Annotated in this window: 12 protein-coding genes and 1 tRNA gene; 7 read left to right on the top strand and 6 right to left on the bottom strand. The window is 56.1% G+C overall.

The genetic code is table 11. The features are described 5' to 3' along the window. Positions 1–21: 21 nt before the first annotated feature. The gene (gene putA, locus ABLU80_RS01850) at positions 22–3,984 is read right to left on the bottom strand and encodes a trifunctional transcriptional regulator/proline dehydrogenase/L-glutamate gamma-semialdehyde dehydrogenase (RefSeq protein ID WP_015367239.1); all 3,963 of its coding nucleotides are present in this window, start codon (positions 3,982–3,984) and stop codon (positions 22–24) included. Positions 3,985–4,406: 422 nt separating this feature from the next. Here putA and putP point away from each other — a divergent pair, with 422 nt between their 5' ends. Continuing rightward, on the top strand, positions 4,407–5,915 hold the full coding sequence (gene putP / locus ABLU80_RS01855; RefSeq protein WP_045365591.1) for a sodium/proline symporter PutP: 1,509 nt from the start codon (positions 4,407–4,409) through the stop codon (positions 5,913–5,915). Positions 5,916–6,011: 96 nt separating this feature from the next. On the opposite strand, the gene ABLU80_RS01860 is transcribed toward putP, so the two are convergent. Beyond that, complete coding sequence (locus tag ABLU80_RS01860) at positions 6,012–7,100, bottom strand: AI-2E family transporter (protein ID WP_348849634.1); 1,089 nt, start codon at positions 7,098–7,100, stop codon at positions 6,012–6,014. A gap of 241 nt (positions 7,101–7,341) precedes the next feature. Here ABLU80_RS01860 and ABLU80_RS01865 point away from each other — a divergent pair, with 241 nt between their 5' ends. Then, a complete protein-coding gene (locus tag ABLU80_RS01865; RefSeq protein ID WP_015704994.1) occupies positions 7,342–7,776 on the top strand; it encodes a DUF3574 domain-containing protein in 435 nt (144 codons plus the stop codon). Between the two features lie 33 nt (positions 7,777–7,809). Here ABLU80_RS01865 and ABLU80_RS01870 read toward each other — a convergent pair whose 3' ends face one another. Continuing rightward, positions 7,810–8,994 (bottom strand): nucleoside transporter C-terminal domain-containing protein, encoded by a 1,185-nt coding sequence (locus ABLU80_RS01870; protein WP_348849635.1) that lies wholly within the window; start codon positions 8,992–8,994, stop codon positions 7,810–7,812. A gap of 274 nt (positions 8,995–9,268) precedes the next feature. On the opposite strand from ABLU80_RS01870, the gene efeU reads away from it, so the two are divergent. From efeU to phoH, 4 genes are all read left to right on the top strand, one after another. After that, positions 9,269–10,099: an iron uptake transporter permease EfeU gene (efeU, locus tag ABLU80_RS01875; RefSeq protein WP_015367234.1), complete on the top strand. Its 831-nt coding sequence runs from the start codon at positions 9,269–9,271 to the stop codon at positions 10,097–10,099. A 53-nt stretch (positions 10,100–10,152) separates the two neighbouring features. Further along, the gene (gene efeO, locus ABLU80_RS01880; RefSeq protein ID WP_047045259.1) at positions 10,153–11,280 is read left to right on the top strand and encodes an iron uptake system protein EfeO; all 1,128 of its coding nucleotides are present in this window, start codon (positions 10,153–10,155) and stop codon (positions 11,278–11,280) included. Positions 11,281–11,284: 4 nt separating this feature from the next. Continuing rightward, on the top strand, positions 11,285–12,568 hold the full coding sequence (gene efeB / locus ABLU80_RS01885; protein ID WP_047050546.1) for an iron uptake transporter deferrochelatase/peroxidase subunit: 1,284 nt from the start codon (positions 11,285–11,287) through the stop codon (positions 12,566–12,568). Between the two features lie 510 nt (positions 12,569–13,078). Beyond that, positions 13,079–13,867: a phosphate starvation-inducible protein PhoH gene (phoH, locus tag ABLU80_RS01890; protein ID WP_015367231.1), complete on the top strand. Its 789-nt coding sequence runs from the start codon at positions 13,079–13,081 to the stop codon at positions 13,865–13,867. A gap of 627 nt (positions 13,868–14,494) precedes the next feature. Here the strand turns inward: phoH and ABLU80_RS01895 are convergent. From ABLU80_RS01895 to ABLU80_RS01905, 3 genes are all read right to left on the bottom strand, one after another. Further along, positions 14,495–14,582 (bottom strand) — tRNA-Ser (locus ABLU80_RS01895). A 146-nt stretch (positions 14,583–14,728) separates the two neighbouring features. Continuing rightward, positions 14,729–15,406 carry an isochorismatase family protein gene (locus ABLU80_RS01900; protein ID WP_015367229.1) on the bottom strand — a complete coding sequence of 226 codons (678 nt, stop codon included), beginning with the start codon at positions 15,404–15,406 and terminating at the stop codon, positions 14,729–14,731. A 19-nt stretch (positions 15,407–15,425) separates the two neighbouring features. Continuing rightward, positions 15,426–16,286 carry a pirin family protein gene (locus ABLU80_RS01905; RefSeq protein ID WP_047079619.1) on the bottom strand — a complete coding sequence of 287 codons (861 nt, stop codon included), beginning with the start codon at positions 16,284–16,286 and terminating at the stop codon, positions 15,426–15,428. Between the two features lie 115 nt (positions 16,287–16,401). On the opposite strand from ABLU80_RS01905, the gene ABLU80_RS01910 reads away from it, so the two are divergent. Beyond that, the gene (locus tag ABLU80_RS01910) at positions 16,402–17,307 is read left to right on the top strand and encodes a LysR family transcriptional regulator (RefSeq protein WP_047057532.1); all 906 of its coding nucleotides are present in this window, start codon (positions 16,402–16,404) and stop codon (positions 17,305–17,307) included. The last annotated feature ends 238 nt before the right edge of the window (positions 17,308–17,545 follow it).

The following is a 17,545-nucleotide window of genomic DNA, read 5'->3' on the forward strand; positions in this document are numbered from 1 at the left end:
AGCGCCACCGGGGAGCCCGTTTTAGCCGATGGTCATCAGGCTGGCGTTACCGCCTGCCGCGGCGGTGTTGACGCTCAGCGAACGCTCGATATACAGGCGCTCCAGCAGCAGATTGGTTTCGCCGCGGGCAAAGCCCTGCACCGATACAATCGCCCCGTCGCGCGCCGCCACCTGCTCACACAGCTCGCGCAACTGATCGGAATCGCCGTGATAAATGACCGCGTCGAAAGCCTGGCTGGTCAACTGATCCGCTTTCGCAAAATGAATGCGCTCGCTGACCTCACGCGGCAGTTTCTTCGCCAGTTCGCGCTGCAGGGCGCTATCCGGCCACAGCACTTCACAGCCAACCGCCATTGCCGCAGCCAGTTGAATCAGCGCGTCCTGCTCGTTATCCGCCACGCACAATACGCGCTCGCGCGGCATCAGCGTCAGGGTATTGCGCTCGCCGGTTGGTCCTGGCAGCAGACGTTGGGTGCCGCTTTGCGCCAGATCGCTGTATTGCTGACACAGCGCCTGCAGTTCAGGACGGCCAGCCGCCCACTGCTGCAGCGCCTGCAGCGGTTTTTCCAGCAGCGTTTTCAACTGGGCGTCCAGCGGACGCTCCGCATCCTGGCGGGCGAAAGTGACGCCGACCGCGTCCTGTGGGCGACTGGAGAGCAGACGATACAGGTACAGCGGGCCGCCGGCTTTCGGACCGGTACCCGATAACCCTTCGCCGCCGAACGGCTGTACGCCGACCACCGCGCCAACCATATTGCGGTTGACGTACAGGTTGCCGACTTTCGCGCTGCCGGTGACCTGAGCGATGGTTTCGTCGATACGGGTATGCACGCCGAGGGTCAGACCGTAGCCGGAGGCGTTAATCTGCTCGACCAGCTTATCCAGTTCGTTACGGTTATAGCGCACTACGTGCAGAACCGGGCCGAAGACCTCTTTTTTCAGTTCGTCGAAGCTCTCGAGTTCGATAAGCGTCGGCGCCACGAACGTACCGTGATTCCATTCGCGGGCATCTTCGCTATTTTCACGTACCGCCTGGAAGACATTGCGGCCTTTCGCGCGCAGCGCCTGAATATGGCGCTCGATATTCTCTTTGGCTTCCGCGTCGATTACCGGGCCGATATCGGTGGTCAGACGACCCGGATTCCCCATCCGGCATTCGCTCATCGCGCCGCGCAGCATGGTTAACGTATGGTCGGCGACTTCTTCCTGCAGGCAAAGCACGCGCAGGGCGGAACAGCGCTGGCCGGCGCTGTCGAAAGCCGAGGCCAGTACGTCGATCACCACCTGCTCGGTGAGCGCCGACGAGTCGACGATCATCGCGTTCATGCCGCCGGTTTCCGCAATAAGCGGCGTCGGACGGCCCTGCGCATCAAGGCGGTTAGCGATGTTGCGCTGCAGCAGCGTCGCTACTTCGGTAGAACCGGTAAACATTACGCCGCGAACGCGTTCATCTGAGGTTAGCGCGGCGCCGACGGTTTCCCCTCGGCCCGGCAGCAGTTGAATCACCCCCGGCGGTACGCCGGCTTCCAGCAGAATCGCTACGCCTTGCGCGGCGATAAGCGGCGTCTGCTCGGCCGGTTTGGCCAGCACGCTGTTGCCTGCCGCCAGCGCCGCGGCAATCTGGCCGGTGAAGATCGCCAGCGGGAAGTTCCACGGGCTGATACAGACGACCGGGCCCAATGGACGGTGGGTTTCATTATCGAAATCGTCGCGCACCTGACCGGCATAATAGTGCAGGAAGTCGACCGCTTCGCGCACTTCAGCAATGGCGTTGCTGAAGGTTTTGCCAGCTTCGCGCACCAGGATCCCCATCAGGGTCGGCATCTGGCTTTCCATTAACACGGCGGCGCGCTCAAGAATGGCGGCGCGTTCCTGCGGCGGGGTGGCGAACCAAATTGGCGCGTTATTGATAGCGCTGGTCAGCGCCAGCTGCACTTCGGCATCGCTGGCTTCGCGGACGTAGCCGACGATATCTTTCGGTTCCGCCGGGTTGATGACCGGCTGCATTTCGCCTTCGGCCACCGGCTGCTCCAGCATCGGTAGCGCCTGCCACTTGTGCAGCGCGCTGTTAAGCAGCGAAGAGGAGAGGGAGGCCAGACGATGTTCGTTAGCCAGATCCAGACCGGCGGAGTTGCTGCGGCCGTGACCGTAGAGATCGCGCGGTAGTGGAATTTTCGGATGCGGCAAGCCGGCCTGGCCTTCCTGCTGCGCCAGTTTTTCGACCGCGCTGACCGGATCGGCCACCAGTTCGTCCAGCGGCAGGGTATTATCCGCGATACGGTTAACGAAGGAGGTATTGGCGCCGTTTTCCAACAGACGACGCACCAGATACGCCAGCAGCGTTTCATGGGTACCGACCGGCGCGTAGATACGGCACGGACGGTTTAGTTTGCCGTCGGCGACTTTGCCCACGACCTGCTCATACAGCGGTTCGCCCATGCCGTGCAGGCACTGGAACTCATACTGGCCAGGATAGTAGTTTTGCCCCGCCAACTGGTAGATAGCCGCCAGCGTATGGGCGTTATGGGTGGCAAACTGCGGATAAATCAGGTTCGGTACCGCCAGCAGCTTTTTGGCGCAGGCTAGATAAGAAACGTCGGTGTAGACCTTACGGGTATAAACCGGATAGCCTTCGAGGCCTTCCATCTGCGCGCGTTTGATTTCGCTATCCCAATAGGCGCCTTTCACCAGGCGGATCATCAGGCGACGGCGGCTGCGGGTCGCCATGTCGATCAGCGAATCAATCACAAACGGGCAGCGTTTCTGGTAGGCCTGAATAACAAAGCCGATTCCGTTCCAGCCGGCCAGCTCCGGTTCGAAGCACAGTTTTTCCAGCAGATCGAGGGAGATCTCCAGACGATCGGCCTCTTCGGCGTCGATGTTAATACCGATGTCGTACTGGCGCGCCAGCAGCGTCAGCGATTTCAGCCGCGGATAGAGCTCTTCCATGACCCGATCATACTGCGCGCGGCTGTAGCGCGGGTGCAGCGCGGAAAGTTTAATCGAGATCCCCGGCCCTTCATAAATGCCGCGGCCGTTAGAGGCTTTGCCGATGGCGTGGATCGCCTGCTGATAAGAGACCATATAGGCCTGCGCATCGGCGGCGGTCAGCGCGGCTTCGCCAAGCATATCGTAGGAGTAACGGAACCCTTTCTCTTCCAGCTTGCGGGCGTTAGCCAGCGCTTCGGCGATGGTTTCCCCGGTGACGAACTGCTCGCCCATCAGGCGCATCGCCATATCGACGCCTTTGCGGATCAGCGGTTCGCCGCTCTTGCCAATAATGCGGTTCAGCGAGCGGGAGAGGCTGGTCTCGTTATGCGTCGACACCAGTTTCCCGGTAAACAACAGTCCCCAGGTGGCAGCATTGACGAACAGCGATGGGCTGCGGCCGATATGCGATTGCCAGTTGCCGTTGCTGATTTTGTCGCGGATTAGCGCATCACGGGTGGCTTTATCCGGAATACGCAGCAGCGCTTCGGCCAGGCACATCAGCGCCACGCCTTCTTGTGAGGAGAGTGAGAATTCCTGCAGCAAGCTTTGCACCATCCCGGCGCGGCCGCTGGCGGTTTTCTGATTACGCAGTTTTTCCGCCAGTTGGTAAGCCAGCTTGTGCGCCTGTTCGCCTAACGGCTGCGGCAGACGGGCCTGTTCCAGCAACATCGGTACCGCATCGGTTTCCGGGCGACGCCAGGCCGCGGTGATCGCCGCGCGGCTGACCGACTGCGGCAGGATTTGTTCGGCGAATTCGAGGAACGGCTGATACGGCTCGTCCGCCGGAGCGCCTGCTTCATCACTTTCATTGGCGGCGCCGGAGAGGAGCGCCGGCAGTTCCGGCAGCGTCTCGTCGTTTTCCAGCTTTTCCAGATAGTTGAAAATGGCTTGCTTAATCAGCCAGTGCGGCGTGCGGTCAATACGGCTCGCGGCGGACTTAATGCGTTCGCGCGTGGCGTCGTCAAGTTTTACACCCATGGTGGTGGTGCCCATTGCGGGAACTCCTGTTAGCTATGTAATGCCCTTTTATCGGTTGCGTAGAAATATCACCTATGTTGCAACTTTGTGCAACCTTGTTAATTGTGACCTGGCTAGCAAGCTGAGAAATGAATGAATTGTTAATAGTGTTGATAAGAATTTCCAATAAATAGCCTCATTCAAATAACGTATTTATCTGCGTTGCTTAACAGTTTTTTCAGGTGCAACCCGTAAAAACGTGAGGGAGTGCAACCTATAGAAAATTGCTATTTTTCCTGAGACAACTTTCGTGTAAATGCTGTGTTAAATCGTTTGTGAAATACCGACGCATCCGTCAGGATACGCTCGCCCAATACAACCAATACGCCATTACCCCGTTCCGGTAGTGGCTAAAACGACAAAGTTGGACGTTGTCGAAATAAATTCTGGAGATTTGCATGGCTATTAGCACACCCATGTTGGTGACGTTTATTGTTTATATTTTTGGCATGGTACTGATAGGTTTTATTGCCTGGCGCTCAACCAAGAACTTTGACGATTATATTCTCGGCGGCCGCAGCCTTGGGCCATTTGTGACCGCGCTCTCTGCCGGTGCATCGGATATGAGCGGCTGGCTGCTGATGGGGCTACCGGGAGCGATTTTCCTCTCCGGTATTTCCGAAAGCTGGATCGCCATCGGCCTGACCCTGGGGGCGTGGATTAACTGGAAACTGGTGGCCGGGCGTCTGCGCGTGCATACCGAAGTCAACAACAATGCCCTGACGCTGCCGGACTATTTTACCGGTCGTTTCGAAGATAAAAGCCGCGTGCTGCGTATTATCTCCGCGCTGGTTATCCTGCTGTTCTTCACTATTTATTGTGCTTCCGGGATTGTTGCCGGCGCGCGTCTGTTTGAAAGCACCTTTGGTATGAGCTATGAAACCGCGCTGTGGGCCGGCGCCGCGGCGACAATCATTTATACCTTCGTGGGCGGTTTCCTGGCGGTAAGCTGGACCGATACCGTGCAGGCCAGCCTGATGATCTTCGCGCTGATTTTAACGCCGGTGATGGTGATTATCTCGGTCGGCGGTTTCGGCGATTCGCTGGAAGTGATTAAGCAAAAAAGCATCGAAAATATCGATATGCTCAAGGGACTGAACTTCGTGGCGATTATTTCGCTGATGGGTTGGGGTCTCGGTTATTTCGGTCAGCCGCATATTCTGGCGCGCTTTATGGCGGCGGATTCTCATCACAGCATTGTTCATGCGCGTCGTATTAGTATGACCTGGATGATCCTGTGCCTGGCGGGCGCGGTATCGGTTGGTTTCTTCGGTATCGCCTACTTTAATAACAACCCGAGCCTGGCGGGCGCGGTTAACCAGAACGCCGAACGGGTATTTATCGAGCTGGCGCAAATCCTGTTTAACCCGTGGATTGCCGGGATCCTGCTGTCGGCTATTCTGGCGGCGGTCATGTCGACCCTGAGCTGCCAGCTGCTGGTCTGCTCCAGCGCTATTACCGAAGATCTGTATAAAGCCTTCCTGCGTAAAAACGCCGGTCAGAAAGAGTTGGTCTGGATCGGCCGCTTTATGGTGCTGGTGGTGGCGCTGATTGCGATTGCGCTGGCCGCTAACCCGGAAAACCGCGTACTGGGTCTGGTCAGCTACGCATGGGCAGGCTTTGGCGCCGCCTTTGGCCCGGTAGTGCTGTTCTCGGTGATGTGGTCGCGTATGACCCGTAACGGCGCGCTGGCCGGGATGATTATTGGCGCGGTCACGGTTATCGTCTGGAAACAGTTCGGCTGGCTGGGACTGTATGAAATCATCCCTGGCTTCCTGTTCGGCAGTATCGGGATTGTGGTCTTCAGCCTGCTGGGCAAGGCGCCATCGGCGGCCATGCAGCAGCGTTTTGCTGAAGCGGACGCGCATTACCACTCTGCGCCGCCGGTACGCGCCACCGCTGAATAAAGTAGCGAGCGTCAGAAACCGCAACGGCTCCCATAAGGGAGCCGTTTTTTTTCGCTGCCTGTACGGCCCGGCGGAAAGCTACTGGTGGTAAGGCGGTTACTTCGCCGCGCCTTCGTTTACCCAGTTCATGAAGATCAGATACCCGATGGAGAGCAGGGTCGCGCCAATAAACATCCCGAGAATGCCATCGGTGGCCATGCCGCCCAACGCGCCGAGCAGAACGATCGGCATCGGCGCGTCTACGCCGCGGCCCAGCATCAGCGGTTTGAGGACGTTATCGACCATTCCCGCGACAATCAGCAGGACGGTAAACACGGCATTCACCGCGGTGCCGTGGTCGCCGGTCATCCACATAATGGCAATCGCCGGGGCGGTGGCTAGTATTACCGGAATCTGCGCGATGCCGAGCACCAGCGCCAGCACGAAGAAGATGCCGGCGGCCGGGATCCCCGCCAACGCAATGATAATTCCCGTCAGCAAGGCCTGAATCAGCGCCACGCCAATGACCCCCTGCGCCACGGCGCGAATAGTGCCGGTGCACAGGCGGCTCAGGGCAAGACCTTTGTTTTCATCAGTGATACGGATAGCGATACGTTTAGCGCTGCTGGCGCCCGCCGCGCCCCAGGTCATGATGGCGCCGGCAACAATAAAGGAGAGGACAAAGCCCAGCAGCCCGCCGCCCATACTCGCCAGCACGCCGAGCACCAGTTTTGCCGCCTCGCCAATTTGCGCGTGATAGCTGCTCAGTACCGCCGGCAGGTCCGCCGAGGCCTTCAGCCAGAACGCATACAGCTTACCGCCGACGAGGGGAATAGAGGCGACGTTAGCCGAAGGCGGCGGCAGCGTCAGATCGCTTCCGCTGACCTTATCAATCAGGCTACCGGCGCTTTCGCCAAGCGAGGTCACCATGAAAATGGTCGGTATGACGATGATCAGCAGGCCGAATAATACCAATATGGTTGATGCCAGCCCCTGTCGCCCGCCGATACGTCGCGCGATGTGTTGATGTAAAGGGTAGAGGGTGACGGCCAGGATCAGCGCCCATAGCATCATGTTCAGGAACGGCGAGAAGACGGTAAAGCAGAAGGAGGCCAGCGCCAGTATCAAGCCGAACTTAATAAACATATCGAGAAAGCGGGTGACAATTCTTTTCTCAATATTAGCTAACTCATTATTTTCTATCATGAATTATTCCAGTTGTTATTTTACGCGGCCGCCAGGCCAGTTAAAAACGCTCAACTATAGAGAAGTCTTTGAAATAAAAAACGCAGGAAATAATTTAAAAAAGAATTTCGCCCAGGCTGTGTTTATCAGTGTAGAACAAAAGAAAATCTGCCGTATCGCCAGAGAGTAATGTTCGCGCATCTCTTGCTAATTCACTGAAAATACGCTGATATCTGTGTACAAAAAACAATGAGGATAGCAAATGAAATTACCCCAGGGCGCTGCGGCGCTGATCGTTGCCGCACTATTGGCAGGATGCGTGGCGCCATCCGAGAAAAGCGCCGCGCACGTTGATAATAACGGCTGTCAGGCGGATAACAGGATGATGCAAACCACCCTCTATTTCGGCCTTAGCCGCCCGGCGGGAAAAGATATTACCGCTCAGGAATGGCAGCAGTTTGTCGACCGCGATGTGACGCCGCGTTTTCGCGATGGCCTGACGGTATTTGACGCCCGCGGCCAGTGGCTAGGCAACAATGGCGCAGTCGCCCGCGAATCCAGCAAGGCGCTAATGCTGATTCATAGCAACGATGCGAAAAGCGAGCAGGGGATTGAAGCGTTGCGTAATACGTATAAGACGCGCTTTGCCCAGGAGTCCGTTATGCGCGTTGATCAGCCGGTCTGCGTACACTTCTGAAACGCAGGGCGGGGAGCTCCCCCGCCCGATGAGTTACAGCACCAGTCCGGCAAAACTGGCGGACAGCAGGCTCACCAGCGTCGCGCCATAGACCAGACGCAGGCCGAAACGGGAAACGGTATTGCCTTGCTGCTCGTTAAGCCCTTTAATCGACCCGGCAATAATGCCAATGGAGGCGAAGTTGGCAAACGAGACGAGGAACACGGAAAGGATCCCTAGCCCGCGCGGCGTCATGCTGGCGGCAATTTTCTGCAGCTCGATCATCGCCACGAATTCATTGGCAACCAGCTTGGTAGCCATAATACTACCGGCATTTAGCGCGTCGCTTAATGGAATACCCACCAGCCACGCCAGCGGATAAAATACGTAACCGAGGATTTGCTGGAAGCTTAAGCCGAAAACGGTCGCAAATAACGCATTAACGGCGCTAATCAGGGCGATAAAGCCGATTAGCATCGCCAGAATAATCATCGCCACCTTAAAGCCTGCCAGGATATATTCGCCCAGCATTTCAAAGAAGCTCTGCGATTCATGCATCTTCTCTAGCTTTATTTCAGCTTCGCTGCCGGGGCGCGTAGGGTTAATAATCGACAGCACAATAAAGGTGCTGAACATATTAAGAATCAAGGCCGCCACCACGTATTTCGCATCAAGCATGGTCATATAGGCGCCGACGATCGACAGTGATACCGTTGACATGGCTGTTGCTGCCATCGTGAACAGGCGACGCGAAGAGAGGTCCCCGAGTACACCTTTGTAAGCAATAAAGTTTTCCGACTGGCCGAGGATCAGCGAGCTGACGGCATTGAATGATTCCAGCTTGCCCATGCCGTTCACCTTCGACAGTAGGGTGCCGATAAGACGAATAAAGATCGGCAGAATACGCCAGTGTTGCAGAATACCTATCAGCGCGGAAATAAAGACGATCGGACACAGTACGCCGAGGAAAATAAAGGCCAGCCCTTTTTCACCCATTCCGCCAAATACGAAGTTGGTCCCTTCAGCGGCGAACCCGAGTAACGAAGCAAAAAAGCCAGAGATATTTTTCACTACCCATAAACCGCTTTCGGCGTGAAGGAAAAAGAAAGCCAGGGCGATTTCAATAATAATTAACTGCAGAATGTAGCGAATGCGGATTTTTTGTCGGTCATAGCTGGCAAACCAGGCGAGGGCAAGAATAACTGCCAGCGCCAGCAGGAAGTGCAAAATTTGAGTCATGTTATTTATTTCGCAGATAAATCAGGACCGCCATTTAGCCACAGCGCTCCGGCCCGGTAAATATGTGGCATAAAAAATCATGCTATTTGCCATTTTAATGCTTAGCTGGTGAGGTATTTTCGCAAGTGACTATTTTGTAGCGATTAATTTACAACTAGTCATCATTCCCTGAACATTTCGCTTGTGTTTCTCATTGTTGTAATGATAATCACTATCAGAAATATTTACCTATCTTTGCATCCATTGACTGCGGTTCACATTTAAGGGTTTCGGCATGTTTGTTCCATTTCTCATCATGTTACGCGAAGGGCTGGAAGCCGCGCTGATTGTCAGCCTGATTGCCAGCTATTTAAAACGAACCCAGCGCGGCAACTGGATCGGCGTCATGTGGATTGGCGTATTCCTCGCGGCGGCGCTCTGTCTCGGGTTAGGGGTTTTTATCAACGAGACCACCGGAGAATTTCCGCAGCGCGAGCAGGAGCTATTTGAAGGCATCGTGGCGGTGATAGCGGTATTTATCCTCACCTGGATGGTGTTCTGGATGCGTAAAGTGTCGCGCAACGTCAAACAACAGCTGGAGCAGGCGGTGGATAACGCGCTGCAGCGCGGGAATAACCACGGCTGGGCGCTGGTGATGATGGTGTTTTTTGCGGTTGCCCGCGAAGGCCTGGAGTCGGTTTTTTTCCTGCTGGCGGCATTCCAGCAGGATGTGGGCATCTGGCCGCCGCTGGGGGCGATGCTCGGCCTGGCGACGGCGGTGGTATTAGGCTTCCTGCTTTACTGGGGCGGTGTCCGCCTTAATCTCGGCGTGTTCTTCAAATGGACCAGTCTGTTTATCCTGCTGGTGGCGGCCGGTCTGGCAGCCGGGGCGATTCGCGCCTTCCATGAGGCGGGACTGTGGAATTATTTCCAGAATGTCGCCTTTGATCTTAGCAACGTGGTATCGACGCATACGCTGTTCGGCACGCTGCTGGAAGGCATCTTTGGTTATCAGGAGACGCCCACCGTCAGCGAAGTGGCGGTTTATCTTCTCTATTTGATCCCGGCGCTGGTGTGTTTTGCCTTGCCGCCGGGCAGCAAAACGACAGCATCGCGGGCCGCGTAATTCAGGCGCCGCTGATTAATATAGTTACAACATACTTTTCGAAAGGGATGGCCATGATAATTCAATTTCGCCGTACTGCGCTGCAGTTAACCGTCGCCGCGCTGTTCAGTTCCGCATGCTACGCTCAGGCTGCGGATATTCCGCAAGTAAAAGTTACCGTCAACGACAAGCAGTGCGAACCGATGAATGTGACGGTGAAGGCGGGTAAAACCCAGTTCATCATTCAGAACCACAGCCAGAAAGCGCTGGAGTGGGAGATCCTGAAAGGCGTAATGGTGGTCGAGGAGCGTGAAAATATCGCGCCGGGATTCACGCAAAAATTGACGGCTAACCTACAGCCGGGCGAATACGATATGACCTGTGGCCTGCTGACTAATCCGAAAGGAAAGCTGATTGTCACCGGTGAAACCAGCAAAGATGCGGCGAAAGCCGATGCGGTGCTAAGTCTTGGCGAGGCGATTACTGCGTATAAAGCCTACGTCACCGCGGAAACCGCGCAGTTGGTTAGCGGTACTAAAGCCTTTACCGATGCGGTAAAAGCTGGCGATATCGAGAAAGCGAAAGCGCTGTACGCCCCGACCCGTCAGCACTACGAGCGCATCGAACCGATTGCCGAACTGTTCTCTGACCTCGACGGCAGCATTGACGCCCGTGAAGACGATTTCGAGAAAAAAGCCGAAGACCCGAAATTTACCGGCTTCCACCGTCTGGAAAAAGCGCTGTTTGGCGATAACAGCGTTAAAGGGATGGAAAACTATGCTGAACAGTTGAACAGCGATGTGCTGGAACTGCAAAAACGCATTAGCGAGCTGGCTTTCCCGCCGTCGAAAGTGGTGGGCGGCGCGGCAGGGCTGATTGAAGAAGTGGCGGCCAGCAAAATTAGCGGTGAAGAAGATCGCTACAGCCATACCGACCTGTGGGATTTCCAGGCCAATATCGACGGCGCACAGAAAATCGTCGACCTGCTGCGCCCGCAGCTGCAAAAGGATAATAGCGCGCTGCTGGCCAAAGTTGACGCCAACTTCAAAAAAGTGGATGCCATCCTCGCTAAATACCGCACGAAAGACGGTTTCGAGACCTATGACAAGCTTACCACCGCTGACCGTAATGCGCTGAAAGGGCCGATCACGACGCTGGCAGAAGATCTGGCTCAACTGCGCGGAATTTTGGGCCTGGATTAATTCGATGACACAACAAAAACCTCGTGACGTGAATGAACCGTCACGTCGCCGCTTACTGAAGGGGATCGGCGCGCTTGGCGGCGCGCTGGCCATCAGCGGCGGTTGCCCGATGGCGCAGGCGGCGAAAGCGGAAAGCTCCCCCGGTACGCTCGCCCCCGATGCGCGTCAGGAAAAACAGCCTTTTTATGGCCCGCATCAGGCGGGCATCCTGACGCCGCAGCAGGCCTCGATGATGCTGGTGGCGTTTGATGTGCTGGCGGCGGATAAAGCTGACCTCGAACGCCTGTTCCGCTTGCTGACTCAGCGGATCGCCTTTTTAACCGCAGGCGGTCCGGCACCGGATACCCCGAATCCCCGATTGCCGCCGATGGATTCCGGGATTTTAGGGCCGTGGATTGCGCCGGATAACCTGACTATCACCGTCTCAGTCGGCCATTCGCTGTTCGATGAGCGCTTTGGATTAGCGGACAAAGCGCCTAAAAAACTGCAGGCAATGACGCGTTTCCCGAATGATTCGCTGGATGCTGCACTGTGCCATGGCGATCTGCTACTGCAGATTTGCGCCAATACCCAGGATACGGTGATTCACGCACTACGGGACATTATCAAGCACACGCCCGATCTGCTGAGCGTGCGCTGGAAGCGGGAAGGGTTTATTTCTGATAGCGCGGCCCGTAGCAAAGGCAAAGAGACGCCAATTAACCTGCTGGGCTTTAAAGACGGTACCGCTAACCCGTCGAGCCAGGATAAAGCGCTAATGGATAACGTGGTGTGGGTTACTGCCGACCAGGGCGAACCGGCCTGGGCGATCGGCGGCAGTTACCAGGCAGCACGTATCATTCAGTTCCACGTTGAGTTCTGGGATCGTACGCCGCTGAAAGAGCAGCAGACGATTTTTGGTCGCGATAAACATTCTGGCGCGCCGTTGGGGATGAAACATGAACATGATGTTCCGGATTATAGTCGCGATCCGAATGGTGAAGTGATCGCTCTTGATAGCCATATTCGTCTTGCGAACCCGCGTACGCCGGAGACGCAATCCAGCCTGATGATGCGCCGCGGTTACAGCTATTCGTTGGGGGTCACCAACTCCGGACAACTGGATATGGGGTTATTGTTCGTTTGCTATCAGCACGATCTGGAAAAGGGATTCCTGACGGTGCAGAAACGGCTGAACGGCGAGGCCCTGGAGGAGTACGTTAAACCGATTGGCGGCGGATACTTCTTTGTTCTGCCAGGCGTGATGAATGACCAGCATTATCTTGGACAATCGCTGTTGCAAGCCTGATACGCGTCCTGCCGGTGAAGGCAGGGCGTTTTCTGCTGTTTTTCTCGGATTCAATATATTTCCTGCCATGTGTTATATTTCTGTAATACAAATGACGGATAGTTTTCTACAATGAGTTTAGAAACCATTGTTGCGTCAATGTAAAAAATAAGTTGCATTAAGAATATTTTTTGATGTACTTATTACATACGCGGTAGTTCCCGGCAGTGATGTCGCTCACTATGGAGATCGCGAATGGTAAGGTCCTGCAGCGGACAACGTAAAACCTCATACCGTACTTTCCAGCACGGGGGCCCAGCTTCCGGCAGCGATTCTCACTCTGTAACCTCATTTTCCTCCACTACTAATCAGGCTAACTCTGGCAGGGTACGCGGTGCGCGTAGCCGCGGCTCGTTGTCCATTCAACCGGCAAGCAATGGCTTACAAGGAAGCCAAACCTCAATCGTTCGTGCGCATAATCGCGTTGCTCTTGACGCGCGTGATGTAAACCAACAACGCAAGGTGCTATCCATGGGAAGACAAAAAGCAGTGATCAAAGCTCGTCGTGAGGCAAAACGTGTGCTGAGACGGGATTCGCGTAGCCATAAACAACGTGAAGAAGAATCGGTCACATCGCTTGTGCAAATGAGTGGCGTAGAAGCAATCGGCATGGCGCGGGATAGCCGCGATCTTTCGCCGATTGAAGCGCGTAATGAAGCTCAGGCGCATTATTTGAATGCCATCGACAATAAACAGCTGATTTTCGCCACCGGCGAAGCCGGGTGCGGGAAGACCTGGATCAGCGCGGCTAAAGCAGCTGAAGCCCTGATCCATAAGGATGTGGACAGAATTATTGTTACCCGTCCCGTTCTGCAGGCCGACGAAGATCTCGGCTTCTTACCGGGAGATATCGCCGAAAAATTCGCTCCTTATTTCCGACCGGTATATGACGTACTGGTGAAGCGGTTGGGCGCTTCCTTTATGCAATACTGCCTGCGTCCGGAAATCGGCAAGGTAGAAATCGCGCCGTTCGCCTATATGCGCGGACGCACCTTTGAAAATGCGGTGGTGATTCTGGACGAGGCCCAGAACGTGACCGCGGCGCAAATGAAGATGTTTTTGACCCGCCTCGGGGAGAACGTCACGGTGATCGTCAACGGCGATATTACCCAGTGTGATTTGCCCTCTGGCGTAAAATCAGGCCTGAGTGACGCGCTGTCGCGTTTTGAAGAAGACGACATGATTGGCATCGTGCGCTTTACCACCGATGACTGCGTGCGTTCAACGCTTTGCCAGCGAACGTTGAAAGCCTATTACTAAACGCTTGTGAGTGTGCAAAGCCCGGGATATCCCGGGCTTTGTTGTTTTCGCAGCATTTCCCCGGCGGCGCTGCGCCTGGACGGGCTACTGGTGGCGGGGCCTGCGGTTTTCCCGGCGGCGCTGCGCTTGGCCGGGCTACTCGTTGGTGGTGCAGCCTGTGGGATGGGTAGCCCGGGCGAGGCATTTATGCCGACCCCGGGAAGGTTTACCGGGGTCAGATGCGAAAAAAGCCCGTACTTTCGTACGAGCTCTTATCTCGAATATGGCGGTGAGGGGGGGATTGACTCGCTTCGCTCGCCCCAGCGGGGCAGCCCGCTTACTGCGTTCGCGGTCTGTCCAACTGGCTGCGCCAGTTGTCGAACCCCGGTCGGGGGTTCTCATCCCCCCCAACGGAGAATATAAAAGAAAAGAGCCCGTACTTTCGTACGAGCTCTCATCTCGAATATGGCGGTGAGGGGGGGATTGACTCGCTTCGCTCGCCCCTGGGGGGCAGCCCGCTTACTGCGTTCGCGGTCTGTCCAACTGGCTGCGCCAGTTGTCGAACCCCGGTCGGGGGTTCTCATCCCCCCCAACGGAGAATATAAAAGAAAAAAGCCCGTACTTTCGTACGAGCTCTCATCTCGAATATGGCGGTGAGGGGGGGATTCGAACCCCCGATACGTTGCCGTATACACACTTTCCAGGCGTGCTCCTTCAGCCACTCGGACACCTCACCATATTGTCTTGCTGCTCACCTTGGGTGGGCAACGGGGCGCTACTATAGGGAGTTGCGCTAAAACGGTCAAGCATATTTTTTTCTTTCTTTACCGTTCGGTTAAGCAATGAACACTGCCCCGTCGATTCATCGACGGGGCAGTTATTTTAACGCTGGGAATCCAGCTTTTCGTTGTTCTTCACGACGTCCTGCGCCTTGCTGTAGCTTTCAATCAGCAACTGATACGCCGGGAAGACTTTGGTATACACCTCAGCCCACTCGGCGGCATCCGGACGGTTCCAGGTGCGCTGCAGTTCAGAGGCTACCGCGGCGGTATCCATTGGTACTACGCCGGCCTGGACTACGCGGGCCAGGGTGATCTCCTGCGCCATTTTGCTGTAGGTACCGGAGGCATCGATAACGGCAAACACTTTATAACCGTCGGCGACGGCGGCAATTGCCGGGAAAGCCATGCACACACTGGTAATGGTACCGGCGATGATTAAGGTTTTACGTCCGGTCGCTTTCACCGCTGCGACAAACTCCGGGTTGTCCCAGGCGTTGATCTCGCCTTTACGCGCAATATACTTCGCATGCGGCGCATTCTCATGAATTTCCGGAATCAACGGGCCGTTCGGACCTTGCGGCACGGAAGCGGTGGTGATCACCGGGATCCCGGCAAGCGATGCCATTTTCGCCAGCGCGGCGGCGCGAGCGCGCAGTTCTGGCATCGGCATATCGCCAACGGTCTGGAACAGGCCGCTTTGGTGGTCAATCAACAGCATCGCGGTATCGTTAACATCAATCACCGGACGAGAACCGTTAAAGTTAGCTGGAGTAGACATATTCTTCACCTCAATTTCGTTAGATTTGGCCAAAACGGCCGCTGTTAAAATCGCGAATTGCTTCGGCAATTTGCGTTTTGGTATTCATCACAAACGGGCCGTAGCCCACGATCGGCTCCTGTAGCGGTTCGCCGGCCATCAGCAGAACCTTCGCGTTGGAGCTCGCTTCCAGATGGAAGGCTTCACCTTTTTGGCTCAGCACTACCAGCTGTCCTTCCCGTGCGTTTTCCGTACCGTTGACGATGACTTCGCCTTCGAGCACGACCAACGCGGTGCTCCAGCCTTCCGGCTGACGCAATGTCACATCGTGACTTTGTTTGAGCTGCATATCCCACACGTTTAACGGTGAGAATGTGTGCGCTGGGCCGACGACATCGCCGTAACGCCCGGCAATCACTCTGACGGTCCCGGCGTTGTCTTCCAGCGTTGCTTGCGGAATGACGTCTGCGGTAATGCTCTGATAGCCCGGGGTCGTCATTTTGTCTTTCGCCGGCAGGTTGACCCACAGCTGCATCATTTTCAGTTCACCGCCGGAGCGGGTGAACGCTTCGGAGTGGAACTCTTCATGCAGGATCCCGGCGCCAGCCGTCATCCACTGCACGTCGCCAGGGCCGATAACGCCGCCTCTACCGGTTGAGTCGCGATGCTCGACTTCACCGGAGTAGACAATGGTGACGGTTTCGAATCCGCGATGCGGATGCTCGCCGACGCCGCGTTTACCGCTTCCCGCCGGAAACGTGTGCGGGCCGGCGTAGTCAAGCAGTAAGAACGGGCTCAGTTGTTCGCCGTGGGTCTGGTAAGAAAACATTGAGCGAACCGGGAAACCGTCGCCCACCCAGTGCTGCGAAGGGGCGGTGTAAACGCCAGTAATCTGTTTCATGGTTATCTCCTGCGTGTCTGTATCTGATGTGAATAAGCTTATATCTGGGGCTAATATTCCGGTAGATAGCGAAAATGACCTATACTGTTCTAAAAATGGAACGATGGAGAAAAGGATGCAGGATCTCAACGACCTGGCCTGGTTTGTTCAGGTGGTCGACCATGGCGGTTTTGCCGCTGCCGGTCGGGCGCTCGACCAGCCCAAATCCAAACTCAGCCGCCGCATTGCGCAACTGGAAGAGCGCCTGGGCGTGCGTCTGATTCAACGAACCACCCGACAGTTCGCCGTCACGGAAGTCGGCCAAACTTTCTATCAACACTGCAAGGCGATGTTGATAGAAGCCGAAGCGGCGCATCAGGCGGTAGAAACGCTGCAGTCTGAACCGCGCGGCAGCGTCAAGCTCACCTGTCCGGTAACCCTGTTGCATGCCCATGTTGGCCCGATGCTGGCGCGCTTTATGGTGCGATATCCTGGGGTGACGCTACATCTGGAAGCCACCAATCGGCGGGTGGATGTGGTGGGCGAGGGGGTTGATGTGGCCATTCGCGTGCGACCAAGGCCATTTGAAGATAGCGACCTGGTCATGCGGGTGTTGGCCGATCGCGGCCATCGCCTGGTGGCGAGTCCGGCGCTGATAGCCAGTCTTGGGCGCCCGCAGGCGCCGGCGGAATTGAGCACCTGGCCGGGACTAAGTATTGGCGCCGGAAAACATCAGCATAAATGGCAACTTACCGGGCCAGAGGGGGCGCGGGCCGAGGTTTATTTCACGCCGCGGATGGTGACCAGCGATATGCTGGCGCTGCGCGAGGCGGCCATGGCGGGCGTTGGCGTGGTTCAACTTCCTTTATTAATGGTGCGCGATCAGTTGGCATCAGGGGAGTTGGAAATCGTGCTTGATGAGTGGCAGCCGCGGCGGGAAGTCATTCATGCGGTGTTTGCTTCGCGGCGTGGTTTATTACCTTCTGTCAGAGCGCTGGTAGATTATCTCAGCGAAGAGTATCAACGGATGGAAGAGGATTAGCCCAGGCTCTTTTTCCCGGCGGCGCTGCGCCTGGACGGGCTACTGGTGGCGGGGCCCGCGGTTTTCCCGGCGGCGCTGCGCCTGGACGGGCTACTCGTTGGTGGTGCGGCCTGTGGGATGGGTAGCCCGGGCGAGGCATTTATGCCGACCCCGGGAAGGTTTACCGTGGTCAGATGCGAAAAAAGCCCGTACTTTCGTACGAGCTCTTATCTCGAATATGGCGGTGAGGGGGGGATTG

It is taken from the genome of Klebsiella sp. CN_Kp104, assembly GCF_040064515.1.
Classification (GTDB): domain Bacteria; phylum Pseudomonadota; class Gammaproteobacteria; order Enterobacterales; family Enterobacteriaceae; genus Klebsiella; species Klebsiella aerogenes.

Excerpts from the sequence above, each read along its gene's own strand:
- ABLU80_RS01870 (WP_348849635.1), bottom strand. The coding sequence starts at position 8,994 with ATGACTCAAATTTTGCACTTCCTGCTGGCGCTGGCAGTTATTCTTGCC.
- ABLU80_RS01910 (WP_047057532.1), top strand. The coding sequence starts at position 16,402 with ATGCAGGATCTCAACGACCTGGCCTGGTTTGTTCAGGTGGTCGACCAT.
- putP (WP_045365591.1), top strand. The coding sequence starts at position 4,407 with ATGGCTATTAGCACACCCATGTTGGTGACGTTTATTGTTTATATTTTT.
- efeB (WP_047050546.1), top strand. The coding sequence starts at position 11,285 with ATGACACAACAAAAACCTCGTGACGTGAATGAACCGTCACGTCGCCGC.
- ABLU80_RS01900 (WP_015367229.1), bottom strand. The coding sequence starts at position 15,406 with ATGTCTACTCCAGCTAACTTTAACGGTTCTCGTCCGGTGATTGATGTT.
- efeO (WP_047045259.1), top strand. The coding sequence starts at position 10,153 with ATGATAATTCAATTTCGCCGTACTGCGCTGCAGTTAACCGTCGCCGCG.
- phoH (WP_015367231.1), top strand. The coding sequence starts at position 13,079 with ATGGGAAGACAAAAAGCAGTGATCAAAGCTCGTCGTGAGGCAAAACGT.
- ABLU80_RS01865 (WP_015704994.1), top strand. The coding sequence starts at position 7,342 with ATGAAATTACCCCAGGGCGCTGCGGCGCTGATCGTTGCCGCACTATTG.
- ABLU80_RS01860 (WP_348849634.1), bottom strand. The coding sequence starts at position 7,100 with ATGATAGAAAATAATGAGTTAGCTAATATTGAGAAAAGAATTGTCACC.
- putA (WP_015367239.1), bottom strand. The coding sequence starts at position 3,984 with ATGGGCACCACCACCATGGGTGTAAAACTTGACGACGCCACGCGCGAA.
- ABLU80_RS01905 (WP_047079619.1), bottom strand. The coding sequence starts at position 16,286 with ATGAAACAGATTACTGGCGTTTACACCGCCCCTTCGCAGCACTGGGTG.
- efeU (WP_015367234.1), top strand. The coding sequence starts at position 9,269 with ATGTTTGTTCCATTTCTCATCATGTTACGCGAAGGGCTGGAAGCCGCG.